The organism is Vibrio tetraodonis (genome assembly GCF_003350295.1).
Classification (GTDB): Bacteria; Pseudomonadota; Gammaproteobacteria; order Enterobacterales; family Vibrionaceae; genus Vibrio; species Vibrio tetraodonis.
Window position 1 is genome coordinate 25,562 of record NZ_QLYY01000023.1, and the last position, 13,678, is coordinate 39,239.

The window sequence follows — 13,678 nt, forward strand, 5'->3', positions numbered from 1 at the left end:
CGTTTTAATTTTTGTTTTTACTGCATATATTGGCTATCGAACTAACAATTTTGTTGCAGGAGTATTGCTGGGATACGTCCTAGGACCTATTGGCTTAGTTTTATTGTTACTTAGCCAAGATAGAAAATATGGTCGATGTCCTTATTGCAGTGCGAAAGTACATCATCAGGCGTATTTTTGTCATCAATGTGAGAAGAAGTGCTACAAAAAACTTCGCTCGAGAGGAGGCGTATATGAATAGGCATGTATTTGGGGCACTTTTCTCTGTAGCTTTACTTTCTTCAGGTTATTTGGGATATCAATATTTCGTCACTTTTGAACGGTTAGTCGAAGAGCAAGAAAACTCTTCTAAGCTGAGTGCTGTTGCACAACAGTTATCATTAGAGCTTTTTGAGTTAGAAAAAAGCAGTGAAAGTGAGCGGTTGCTACTTGAAAATCAGATTGCCAACATTTCTCAAAAAAATACAGAACAAAAACAGCATATTATTGAACTATCTGCCCTTTTACTGGCATCTCAGCAGGACTCAGAAAGGTATCGGTCTCAGTACTTTTCCCAGAGAAAAGAAACATCTAATTCAAAAGTGGCGATGTCAAGAAAGTTAGAGAAGGAAAGATCGTCTCTCCAGCAGGAAACACAACGACAATTGGCACAACACCTCTCAAAGTTAGAGGGTGAATACTCAGACCAAGCCCAAAAACTAGCTTCTCAGAAGCGAGTGGATGAGCTAATGACCAATTTTGCATCTTTACGGGTTGATCTTGATGTTATCAACGTTTGCGATAAACAGTATTTGGAAAGATATGGTGAAGCTAAAAGTATGCTTAGTCATATGAGAACATTTATTCAGAAAAGTGAGTTAAGTCAGGACTACTATTATTTTGTCATCTCTAACGACGCTCAATTAGCACGCAAAACTAGGGAAATATGTATAGAGAATTGAGTGGTAGATTGCTAACTTAGTTTGTTTAAAAATGAAATCAGCCCTTAGGAGGGCTGATTTGGTATGTAGCAACTAACTTTGGTATCAGGCTTCTGTTGTATCCGGAAAGTGAATATCCGAGCTATCTAAGTCGCTCCAAATGACAACTTCTTGGCCCGACTCGCTTTCAAAACGATATCCGTATAATGACCCAGTATCTATATTACTTGCTTGATATATCCCTTGCAGATCACTGCTCATTTCTATGTGACTTTCCGTCAATTGCCAACCCCAACCAGAAACATCTATGTTACTGGCTCCGGTACAGACAAATTGCCCAGCAGTTTCGCCAGCAGTGTTGTTCGCTGCGATTTTATCGAGTGCAAGTGATATCTCTGTATCACTAGAGTTAATTTGTACTCCTTCAAGCTCTTGGAACGTACTATGTGTCATATCAATCATTTGTGTTTGGCTGTCGTTATTAACTAACAGAACATCAAAGTCGGCCCCTCCGCTGTAATGCACTACATTTTCTTCACCACTATTCAATTCGGTTGAGTCAAAAATAAGTTTATCATTCCCAGCTCCACCATAGAGTCGATCGACACCTTCACCGCCATCAAGAAGATCATCGCCGACCTGACCGTAGAGTGTGTCATTGCCAGAGTCACCAGATAAACTATCGTTACCCATACCACCATCTAGCGTATCCGCATTATCATTGCCGCTGAGAGTGTCATTTCCTTCGCCACCAGAAAGATAATCGGTTCCGGAGCCTCCGGATAGTTTGTCATTTCCTTCCTCGCCGTACAGCATATCGTCACCTCCATTGCCTGATAATGAGTCATCGCCTTGCTCGCCAAATAAGGTATCTTTTCCCCCGCCACCTTGAAGGTTGTCATTATCCGTTCCCCCCCAAAGCATGTCGTCTCCAGAATCACCTTTCAAGGTATCTTTGCCTTCGCCTCCGTATAGTGTATCTGTACCAGAGCCACCGGAAAGATAGTCGTCACCCGCACCGCCTTTTAAGGTGTCCGTATCGTTTTGACCCCATAAAAAGTCGTTACCATCGCCGCCTTCTAATGTGTCATCACCAGACCCTGCATAGAGTCTATCATCGTCTTCACCGCCGAAAAGTTGGTCCGAGCCTGAACCCGCATTTAGTGTATCGTTTCCTTCACCACCACGAAGTATGTCCGCTCCATCACCTGTTGTGATTTTATCACTCCCTTCATCGCCATCGATTGTGTTAACACCTGAATCTATAGTGATGGTGTCATTACCCAGACCTCCTGACACCTTATTTAGCCCGTCTTCCGCGGTGATAGTGTCGTTCCCATCCCCCCCGGCTACAGTATTACTCCCGGCTCCTGAAAGTGAAATAGTATCTTGTCCAGTGCCACCTAGAATCGTGTTGTTGTCACCAGATACGGTAATTGAGTCGTCATCATCCCCTCCATCGATGGTATTTCTGTTGCCACCAATAACTTCGATTACATCGCTTCCAAGATTAGCCTGTACTGTATTGTTTGATCCTGTGAGTTTAATGACATCAGCACCTTCACCAGAATCTATTGTATTACTATCTGAACTGTCTTCGATATAGTCCGCTCCAGAACCACCCAATAAAGTATCCGCACCGTCTCCACCAAGAAGAATGTCATCACCTGAGCCACCAGATAGGGTATTGGTTCCACCTTGAGCAGTGAGCTTATCGTTACCTTCTCCGCCTGAAAGCGCGTCATTACCTGTGCCGGAATAAAGTAGGTCGTCTCCTTCATCGCCAGAAATCGAATCGTTACCCGAACCACCAAAAATTAAATCATTATTCTCACCACCAGATACGACGTCATCTCCCTTTCCTGCATCGATGAAATCCTCTCCTTTGTCACCAGATAATTCGTCGTTTCCTTCTGCTCCGTACAAGGTGTCACTGCCTTCACCTCCTGATGTGATATCTGCCCCTGAGCCTCCAAAAAGTGTGTCATCTCCTTGACCAAGAGTAATTTTGTTTGTGCCTGCTTCACCATATACAGTGTCATTGCCGATACCAGCATCTATGACGTCTTTACCATCACCAGCGTATAAGACATCGTTCCCGTCGGCACCAGTGATGGTATCGTCATCGGCACCTCCATATAGCGTATCTTCGGAGTTACTGCCTATAATGGTATCGTTTCCTTCTCCGCCGAAAATATTGTGACTACCAGAGACGGCTGCCGTTAATGTATCGTTACCGGCTTCACCTAAAATAGTGTCTTGCCCATCATCAGTGATGACATCGTCTCCATCGCCACCTGCAATGAAGTCATAACCTTCTCCGCCAATTAACTCGTCGTTACCAGCGCCACCAAATATTGCGTCGTTCCCCGTACCACCTTTAACGATGTCGTCACCGCTGCCCGCATCAATATGGTCGTCGCCGGATCCACCGTCGATAGCATCTTCGCCATCACCCGCGAATGCTTGATCACTGCCTTCTCCCAAAATGATGTTATCTGTATGTATACCACCATAAACCACATCGTCACCGGAGCCCGTTGAAATGGTGTTTAATCCAGATTCGCCATAAACAGTATCAGCGCCTTCACCAGTTTCTACATTATCGCTACCCGCACCAGCAAATACAGTATCACTCCCTTGACCGGATATGATCACGTCATCTCCAGTTCCTCCTGATAGTAGGTCATCATCAGAAGCGCTGATGATAGTGTCATTGCCATCCTCTCCATAGATTTCACTGCGGCCAGTCCCACCGTCGAGTGTATCGTTCCCTCGGCCTCCAACTAATATGTCATCACCCGAATTACCCAGCAATACGTCATCACCAGTGTCACCTACGAGAGTGTCGTTGCCTTCACCGCCCGAAATAAGATCGTTACCCTGACCACCAAAGGCAATATCATGACCAAGGCCTAATTCGATCGTATCGTCTCCATCATTACCCTCAACGATATCATCGCCTGCTTGTGCGACAATGTTGTCGTTGTCACTGCCTCCATAGAGTTTGTCACTCTCATCAGAACCAAGCAGATTGTCTTCGCCTGTTCCACCATACAACTCGCTCGCATGCATACCTGCTTCAAGAGTATCGTTCCCAGCTTCACCGTATAGCTGATTGTTGCCTGAACTTCCTAGGACTGTGTCATCACCAGAACCCGCAAAAACTTGGTCATTGCCTGAACCTGCAGTGATTGTATCGTTATCTGCACCGGAAAATGCTTTATCGTGACCCTCACCAAGTGTGATGTTATCTTTACCACTACCAGAAAAAACAGTATCGTGATCAGTACCAGTATCTATGAGGTTGTCACCATCTCCTGCATAGACAGTATCGTTACCTTCAGATGTCGCTATGGTATCGTCTCCGCTTCCAGCATACATGATGTCATGACCAGAGCCCGATGAAATAGTATTATTACCATCCCCCGCATAAATGCTGTCATGACCAGATCCTGCGTCAATTTGATCGTCACCAGTATCGGTATAAACCGTATCATCGCCGGAGCCTGATGATATGATGTTGTGGCCGGTTTCACCGTAGACAGTATCAGCACCTTCTCCGGTATCGATAATGTCGTCTCCCGAACCAGCATAGACACGGTCATCTCCCAAGCCAGTAGTGATAATATCAACGCCTTCATTTGCATGAACTATGTCATGGCCTTCGCCTCCATCTAACGTATCATTTCCTTCACCGCCAAACAGGGTATCATCTCCAGTGCCGCCAACGATGATGTCATCGCCAGAGTCACCAAAGAGCGTATCATTACCTTCACCACCTGAAAGTTGGTCGTTGCCTAGCTCGCCGACCAGCGTATCATTACCTTCACCGCCACTAACTATGTCGTCGCCGTCGCCACCGAGTAACAAGTCATGCCCTTGCGCACCTGATATATCATCGTCACCCGTGCCGCCAAGCACAAAATCATCGCCTTCGCCTGCGAGAATCGTATCGTTCCCTTCTTCACCATGGATTTCATCGTTGCCACTGTTTCCTTCGATATAATCTTGTCCTTTTCCTCCAAAGAGTTTGTCGTTATCACTTCCTCCGTACAATTTGTCATTGCCATCGTCGCCAATAAGAGTGTCGCTACCTAGGCCGCCATGAAGAGTATCATCTCCTAATTCTCCCATTACGAGATCGTCGCCTTCACCACCATAGACTTCATCGTTACCATCAGAGCCGAGCAGGGTATCGTTGCCAGAATCACCATAAAGTTTGTCATCGCCACTGCCACCAACCACGACGTCGTCACCGGTCCCTCCATATAAAGTGTCATCATTGATATCACCATCTAAGAAGTCTTGTCCTTCGCCTCCGTATATAGTGTCATTGCCTTGCTGCCCTTTAAGAATATCGTCGCCTTTACCACCATCAATTGTGTCGTCATAGATATTTCTTACTGCGACGTCCATCTCACTGAGAGTCGTAATAGGGGTATTTTGTTCATTGAGGAACGTGAATGTGACTTCACCATTTTCGCCAATAGAAGACTGTTCAATATCTATCTCTAAATTGATCGAACCATCATTACTAACTTGCACCAGTTGAGAAGCAATGAGGTTTCCTTCTTCATCTGTAAGCTGAACTGTGATGGGCGTGTTTGGAGAAAAGCCTGATGCGGAAGTAGTGGTGTTTACAGATTGATTGACAGCAAAATTGTCTAGCTTGATTGAATGGCTACTTTGCGGTTCCTCTTCCTGGTTGTCAAATTGGTAGACCGTTTGAGAATTACCCCATGAGTGGTCTGAGCTACCTTGCTGTTGACTCTCACTATTCAAGTCGTATTCGACGTCGCCTAAGACAGTATCGGCACCATCACCAGCCATTATTTTATCACTGCCTTCTCCTGCTGTAACAAAATCATCACCCGCATGTGTTGAGATATCGTCATTTCCTGAGCGGCTGTTAACAGCATCATCTTGGTCTGTACCAATAATGACATCATCGTGTTTTGTGCCTTCCATTTGTATTCTCCTAGCATGACATTTGATAAGCTGATTGACTTACTTCTTGAATAACCCATATGAGAATGGGTTCATATGGGTTCGTTTTAGTTTAGCTCTAGTCGCCTGCAATTACTATGTAAGGTACATTGTCTTTATGATTCAACGGTTAAAATGAGAAACTATATGCTAGGGTTATAGCGCCATCTTTGAACCTTCCGGTATTTTCACCACGTTCTGATCTATTCCATCGATTTCCAGAATAATTGTTATATTGCAAAGTGATCGTGCCAGGGCGCCAGTCAAAATAGCCAAAGCCATAAGTATAGTCAGGGTTCCAAGGTTGTTTTTGTGAATCATCAAAATAGTAAAAAGCGGTACCGTTCATATACCAATTTCCCCAAATTGAGTATTTGCAACCTAAGCTGACAGTTTGGTGGTTCTTCTTATAGGAGATAGAGGCTAAATCGAAATATTCAGGGGTTAGGTTATAGTCAATTTGACAACCAATGGCTCCTTCTTCAGTAAAACTTAGCCAATCGATAAAAGGTTCAGTGATGGGGAATTTCCAGCCAAGGGCCCATGTTCCTTGGTTAAACTCCGTTACAGGATTACCTGCTTCGGGGTTGAAACGATTGCCGCCATAATTAGAGTAAACCAAGCTGACAGTATATGGTCGCCAATCGCTGTAGCCAAAGACATAGGTAAAGTCTGGATTCCAATCTTGCTTTTGATCCTTATCCCAGTAGTAGTAGAGAGTGCCGGATATGAACCAACTCCCGGCAATGGCATATTTTAGCGATAGTGTGGATGTCGTGTTGTGATTGCTTGGTCCTTGTGTGCTTCCTGCTGGTAAGTTAGCTGATTTAGTTTGTGATATTGGGTGATGGTAACCTATATTTCCGCTTAAACCTTCAAGGAAAGTTTTGCTTTCCCATTCTTTATAAGGAAAGTCAAAAGAACTGCTGACTCCTTTCCATATCTCATCTAAATGTTCGATGTCATCTTTACCGGCTGTGGTGTCATTTAAGTGTGTCAATTGACTTCTATCTATAGAAACCGTGCTTGAATGAGGTGCTGTATTCGCGTGATAGTTATCAGCGAAAGCCAAACTAGTCGTCATAAAGACGATAAGGAGTAAAATTGTAACTCGTGTATTTGTCATTTTTAACAGCAAGCCGAGCGGTTTAGTGTTAGAAGCAAAACATCTTAATGTACAAGATGTAAAATGAATAAGAAATCAGTTGCATTAAAGTCATTTGAGTCTAACCTAAAGTTGTAAACGCCGCGAATCTAAAAACTAGAAAATATACATCACACATTTGTTTGCGGTTTGACGTCAAAGTACAAGTTTGTATAAGGCTAGAAATGAAAGATATACTCGTGGTTGATGACAACCCTATGACTCTTCTCTATATGAGTTCAGTTCTTAAAAAGCGAGGTTATGTTGTTCATACTTCGACCAGCGGCGGAGATGCCCTCGATATTTTATCGACGTCCAATGAAATTCAGTTTGTACTCAGTGACTGGGTCATGCCAGGTATGGACGGGCTTGAGTTGTGCAAGATCCTCAAATCACGAGATTATCACCGTTATATTTTCTTCGTGTTATTGTCTTCGAACAGCGATGAAACTTCAGTAATTAATGGCATTGTTACGGGGGCAGATGACTTCGTAGACAAGAAAACCTCTGTTGATGAACTCGAAGCAAGAATTCAAGCTGGTTTCAGAACACTTACACTTCACAATGAGCTCACTGAGAAGAATGCTAAATTAGACAAAGCCTATGATTTGATCATGCGTGACCTCGATTCTGCAAGTGATTTAATCAAGCATCTTCTACCGAAGTCGCGTTCTTTCACCTGCGTTGAATTAAGTTATATCTCCATTCCGAGTGCTCAGATAGGTGGAGATATGCTTGGCTACATGCAGCTTGATGAAGATCATATAGCTTTCTACCTACTGGATGTTGCAGGTCATGGCGTGTCTTCTGCACTGATGTCTTTCTCAGTTCAAACAAGTCTATCAATCACAACAGGTGACGCTTCTATCGTTATTAGGGAAAAAGGGGATGCGAAGGAAATAGTGCCTCCCGAAGAAGTGGTATCAAAGTTAAATAGTATGTATATGAGTGATGGGAGCAATATCCTCTATTTCACCATGATATATGCTGTGCTCAATACGCAAACTGGTCTTATGTCATATTGTTGTGCCGGGCATCCACCACTGGTCTGGTATCACGGAAAAAATCAACACGCCGAGCTGATTGGTCACAACAACTTTGTCGTTGGTGCATTTGATGAAATTGAATATCAATCTTCAATCATCCAACTCGATCCCAACGACAAGGTTTGGTTTTATTCGGATGGTATTACTGAAGCAGAAAGTGGAGGCGCAAGATTTACTGAAGAAGGGCTCAAAAATACCATAGAAACTCTTAATATTTACCCTGTTAGGCAACAAGCTGAAGTTCTGGTTGATAAGGTTAAGCATTGGCAGCAGTCTGATTGTTTTGAAGATGATGTCAGTGTTCTTACTGCAGAATGGAAAGGTCCATCAAAAGGAGAAACTCAATGCAATATGAAATTAGTGAACAAGGCAACAGCACAGTTCTTCAAATAAAAGAAGAGAGGTTTGATGCAAAACTCGCCCCGGAATTTAGACAGGCTATTGAGACTCTTACACCTAAGTTGGGATCTCGAGTCGTTCTAGATATTGAAGATGTGAAGTTTATGGATAGCAGTGGACTAGGTGCTGTAATGGGCGTGTATAAGCTCCTTAGAGACAGACAGATATGTGTTGCAAATGCTCAAAAGCCGGTTTTGGATTTATTCAAGCTAACTAGAATGGATCGTTTAATTAAAACTTATGACAGTGTGGATGTTGCTGTAGAAACAACAGTTTAAGGATCTACCATGAAAGGAATGATACTAGCTGCAGGACAAGGGACGCGAGTAAAACCAATAACACAGGTTATCCCTAAACCTATGATACCTATCCTTGGTAAACCAGTAATGGAGTCGATGATAGAGCTATATGCCCAGCATAACATTAATAAAATAGTGATTAATACCAGTCATCTTGCTGAGGTGATAGAAGGATATTTCGGTGATGGGCATCATTTCGATGTACAACTCTCTTATTCCTATGAGGGACGTTTAGTCGATGGAGTTTATAATAGTCAAGCCCTTGGTTCTGCTGGTGGCATGCAAAAAATCCAGCAATTCTCTGGCTTTTTTGATGAGACTTTCGTTGTAGTATGCGGTGACGCTTGGATTGATCTTGACTTGACTGAGGCGGTTCGGTTGCATAAAAAAAATGGTGGCATTGCGACAATTGTTACCAAGAACGTGCTTCTGGATGAGGTTGAGAAATACGGTGTAGTAGTTACTGATGCCAAAGGGCGTGTGACTAGCTTTCAAGAAAAGCCAGCCAAAGAAGATGCACTTTCCACAAAAATCAATACAGGTATATATATCTTTGAGCCGGCAATTTTTGACTATATACCAAAAGATACTGAATACGACATAGGTAGCGAGCTGTTCCCAAAGCTGGTTGAAGAGCATATTCCCTTTTATGCTGTTGAGATGAACTTCCAATGGCTAGATGTTGGCAACATCATGGACATTTGGAGTGTTACAAAAGATATCCTAGAGGGGAAAGTTCCGGGTTATAGAATACCAGGGACACAAGTTAAAGCTGGAGTATGGTTAGGTATTAACTCTGTTGTTGATATAGATAATTGTGATATTACTCCGCCAGTTGTAATTGGTAGCGGCTGCAAAATAGACCCCAATGCAAAGCTAGTTGGCCCTACGTTAATTGGAGCCAACTGCCAAATAGATAAAGGAAGTATTGTTGAAGAGTCACTTATCTTTGATTATATCCACGTCGAAAAAGACTCTCATGTGAAACATCAAACAATATTTGGAAATTATTGTATTGGCCATAATGGAGCACCAAGTAATGATTCCAACTGGTCTAATCTTCGCTCACATGTCGCGCACAATCGAGTGTCTGACATGCTAAATACTATCTAAATAATTGGGAGTGGCAAATATGTCATCAGAAAAGCGTGTGACGTTTGAAGAGGTGTATGAAAGCTCATTAGGATTATCAAGACAGGCTGCAGAATCATTGAACAACTATTGGTTAGAGGCTGGTATTTCTCAGGGCCTTGCAACGCAATTAGAGTTATGTGTTGTTGAAATGGTCAACAATGCTGTTATTCATGCATATAAAGCGCAGGAAGGATTTAAAGTCGTTGTTAAATGTCAACTTGTTGGGCGCGACTTGAGCATAGAGGTGATTGATCAAGGTGAAGCTATGTCTGCGAAGGCTTTGGCTTCAGCTTTGTCCAACGACTTTTTGGAAGCAGATCCGAATGATGAAAATACTTGGGAGACCTCAGGCAGAGGTTTTTTGATCGTTTCCAGTTTGATGGATGATGTAGTTATGACCTCAGAGGCTGGTCATAACAAGTTTATTTTGACTAAACGATTAGAAGAAAGTGAATTAATCGATGGAGCTTTTTCTTCTTAATTTGACTTTGCTGTAAACACCAAGATGTGACTGCATAAAAATCGTGAAATGGGAATCAAAGGATGGATAGCTACTTTCGGCATTTTGAACACAGGGTTCCACCAGAGCCGGTACCTCACAGTATACCCAGAGAACTTCTCTATCAATATCTTGCAACATGCAATCTTACCTTGGGTATTTGGTATTTGGGTTGGCGTTGGTTATATGCACTAAATTATGAGGCTCTGTGGTTTTCTCTACCTTTGGCTTTTGCTGAATCCTGTGCATTCATAGGCTCAATACTATTTACTTTCAATTTATGGAAAACTGAAGACGAGCCAGTCAAAGCACCACCATACAAAATCGCAGAGTGTGTGAAGGAGACCAATGAAGACAGAGCCATAAGTGTCGACGTTTTTTTTCCTAGTTATGATGAAGAGCCGGAGTTAGTTAAGCTCAGTATTTTGGACGCAAAAAAAATCCGTTATCCACACCCAATAGATATCAATATTTATATACTTGATGACGGCAAACGCGAGGATATGCGGTTGATGGCTGATGAAATGGGTGTTCGCTATATCACTCGTGAGGGTAATATTGGTTTTAAAGCGGGTAATCTTCGCAATGCTATGGAGCAAACTAGCGGAGATTTTGTTGTGATCTGTGATGCTGATACTCGTCCCTTTCCCACAATTTTAGAGAACACATTAGGTTACTTCAGAGATTCGACGGTTGCATGGGTTCAAACGCCACAATGGTTTTTTGATTTGCCAGAGGGAGAACGCCTGCCTGACTTTCTTGAACGTAAACTTGGTCGATGGTCTCGTATTGTAGGACAAGGAATTGAAAGGATATATGGACCAGTTACTCTTGGCGAAGATCCGTATGTGAATGACCCACAAATGTTTTATGACGTCATTCAAAGACGCCGTAATTGGGTTAATGCCTCTTTTTGCTGTGGTGCTGGCTCAATACATCGAAGGGAAGCGGTAATGGAAGCCGCTCTTAGAGCTTATGCAGATCAAATTACTCGAGAACACGAGGAAGTAGAAAAGCAGATCAGACGGTTAACGCGTGAAAAAACTATCGATTCGTCTATTTCTGCGAACTTGAAAGATGAAATTTTGTTTGACACCGAATTTACACCTTACAAATTCCACGTTTCCGAAGACCTTTATACATCGATAGTGCTTCATTCTGATCGGGATAAAAATTGGCGTTCGGTAATGCACCCTAGGGTAGAAAGCAAGATGCTTTCTCCTCAAGATCTTCAAACATGGACTGTGCAGCGCTTTAAATACTCGGGTGGGTCGATTGATATCTTTATGAATGACAATCCAATATTTCGTAAGGGTCTAAACTTTAAGCAAAAGCTAATGTATGGCGCAAGCTTTTGGTCGAACCTTTCTGCAATATGGAACATCATTTTCTTGGCATGTCCAATCGTTTACTTTTTAACATCCATAGCGCCTGTCAGCGCTTATGATGTCACTTTTTATCTTCATTTTCTTCCATACGTTTTGACTGCTGAACTTGCGATGATGATAGGGACTTGGGGAGTGGCTGGTTATAAGGGGAAAACGAACTTCTTATCATTTTTCCCAGTGAACCTCCGTGCTTTATGGACGGTTCTTAGAGGCAGAAAAATAAGTTTTCCTACGACACCTAAAGAAAGGCAAAGCGGAACATTTTTTGGATTAGTCATCCCTCAAACCCTTGTGTTTATGCTTAGTTTGTTCAGTTTATGCTTTGCTTGGTTTGGCCACTCAACTGGAAGTTGGGGTAACTATTCATTTGGTGGTTTAGTGCTAAATACGTTTTGGATAATTAATAATATGATGGCCATGTGGGGAATGATTGCAGCAGCATTTTGGACACCGCCAACATCTTTTGAAGATAAACAAGAAACGACAGACTCGGAGGAGTTGAAGTATGGGGTTTAAACAGGCTTTAGTGAACGCTCGCCATCATGTGGTTTTCATCTTGGGGTTAGCGACGGCGCTCATTATTGCATTCAGTATAGAAAGCCGGGAGCCAGGAAGAGTACTTGGTAATATAACTTTTGACATACCTGAAGACATTCCTTTCAAGTCCACAAGAGTGTTGTCACAGGAAGAGTTTGAATGGGCTAAAGTGGCTTGGCAATACTTTGAAAACAATTATCAAGACAACACTGGTCTGGTCAATTCTGTTGACGGTTATCCTTCCACAACCATGTGGGACACTGCGTCGTATCTTATGGGGTTGTTAGCCGCTGAAAAAATTAACGTAATTACACATCAAGAGTTCAGTCAACGTATTGATAAAGCGCTTTCTACTTTGGCTAAATTACCATTGGTTGACGGGAAGTTACCAAACAAAGCTTATAATACTCAGACTTTAGCAATGGTAGATTATTCGAATAACCCGAAAGAAAATGGGATCGGTTGGTCTGCGATTGATATTGGTCGCATCTTGGTCCCGATGAACATACTGATATGGCAGTACCCAGAGTACAATAAGAAAGTGAACGATGTTCTTAATCATTGGCAAGTCAGTCATATGTTGAAAGACGGTTATATGTATGGCTCTCGTCCAACCTCGACCGATGATAGCATTATGGAACTGGTGCAAGAAGGGCGCATTGGCTACGAAGAATACGCATCTAAATCACTTGCGTTAATGGGAAGAGATGTATTTAACTCAATGAAATATATTGATTTCCTTGAAATAGTCGACGTATATGGCATTGGTATTCCGACAGACAAAAGAGATCCAGCGAAATATCATGCTCATAACTATGTTGTTAGTGAGTCTTATATTCTCGATGGTATAGAGTTTGGTGCAGACAGCGTGTCCAAAGTGTTTGCTCATCGCATATATCAAGCACAAGAGCGACGTTATGAAAAGACAGGTACACTAACCGCAGTTAGTGAAGATAACGTAGATGAAGCGCCGTATTTTGTGTATAACACCGTTTTCTCAGATGGAAAAAAGTGGAATGCCATATCTGATGACGGTAAAGATCAATCACACCTGAAAACGCTCTCCACGAAAGCCGCGTTTGGTTGGTATGCCCTATATGATACCGAATATACCAATTTACTCATTGATGAAGCCGCAAAACTCATGTCTAACAATAAAGGTTGGTATTCAGGGAAATATGAGTCTGATGGGCGCATTAATAAGGCAATAACGGCCAATACTAACGGAATTGTTCTTGAATCATTAGCCTATATCGAGAATGGACCTTTGCTAACCATAGGTGAACCGCAGTAATGATGTCTAACAAAGATAAATAAGAAGGA

The 13,678-nt window shown here is 42.6% G+C and carries 9 protein-coding genes; 7 read left to right on the forward strand and 2 right to left on the reverse strand.

The features are described from left to right. The first annotated feature begins 233 nt into the window (after nt 1-233). Nucleotides 234-941 (forward strand): hypothetical protein, encoded by a 708-nt coding sequence (locus DPF90_RS17240; protein WP_114787565.1) that lies wholly within the window; start codon nt 234-236, stop codon nt 939-941. An 84-nt stretch (nt 942-1,025) separates the two neighbouring features. On the opposite strand, the gene DPF90_RS17245 is transcribed toward DPF90_RS17240, so the two are convergent. Both DPF90_RS17245 and DPF90_RS17250 read right to left on the reverse strand, forming a co-directional pair. Beyond that, nucleotides 1,026-5,891, reverse strand: coding sequence for a beta strand repeat-containing protein (locus DPF90_RS17245; protein WP_114787566.1), 4,866 nt, complete (start codon nt 5,889-5,891; stop codon nt 1,026-1,028). 148 nt (nt 5,892-6,039) lie between these two features. Next, nucleotides 6,040-7,035, reverse strand: a complete 996-nt coding sequence (locus tag DPF90_RS17250; protein WP_240314539.1) for a hypothetical protein — start codon at nt 7,033-7,035, stop codon at nt 6,040-6,042. Nucleotides 7,036-7,238: 203 nt separating this feature from the next. Here DPF90_RS17250 and DPF90_RS17255 point away from each other — a divergent pair, with 203 nt between their 5' ends. The 6 genes from DPF90_RS17255 (at nt 7,239) to DPF90_RS17280 (ending at nt 13,649) form a co-directional block, all read left to right on the forward strand. Next, nucleotides 7,239-8,492, forward strand: coding sequence for a SpoIIE family protein phosphatase (locus tag DPF90_RS17255; RefSeq protein ID WP_114787567.1), 1,254 nt, complete (start codon nt 7,239-7,241; stop codon nt 8,490-8,492). Next, entirely contained in the window at nt 8,444-8,776 is a 333-nt protein-coding gene (locus tag DPF90_RS17260; RefSeq protein WP_114787631.1) for an STAS domain-containing protein, read from the forward strand. The genes DPF90_RS17255 and DPF90_RS17260 overlap by 49 nt, the downstream gene beginning before the upstream one ends. A 9-nt stretch (nt 8,777-8,785) precedes the next feature. After that, a complete protein-coding gene (locus tag DPF90_RS17265) occupies nt 8,786-9,910 on the forward strand; it encodes a nucleotidyltransferase family protein (RefSeq protein ID WP_114787568.1) in 1,125 nt (374 codons plus the stop codon). Between the two features lie 19 nt (nt 9,911-9,929). After that, on the forward strand, nt 9,930-10,412 hold the full coding sequence (locus DPF90_RS17270) for an ATP-binding protein (protein WP_114787569.1): 483 nt from the start codon (nt 9,930-9,932) through the stop codon (nt 10,410-10,412). Between the two features lie 62 nt (nt 10,413-10,474). Further along, nucleotides 10,475-12,334, forward strand: coding sequence for a glycosyltransferase family 2 protein (locus DPF90_RS17275; RefSeq protein WP_114787570.1), 1,860 nt, complete (start codon nt 10,475-10,477; stop codon nt 12,332-12,334). Continuing rightward, nucleotides 12,324-13,649: a DUF3131 domain-containing protein gene (locus DPF90_RS17280; protein WP_114787571.1), complete on the forward strand. Its 1,326-nt coding sequence runs from the start codon at nt 12,324-12,326 to the stop codon at nt 13,647-13,649. The genes DPF90_RS17275 and DPF90_RS17280 overlap by 11 nt, the downstream gene beginning before the upstream one ends. The last annotated feature ends 29 nt before the right edge of the window (nt 13,650-13,678 follow it).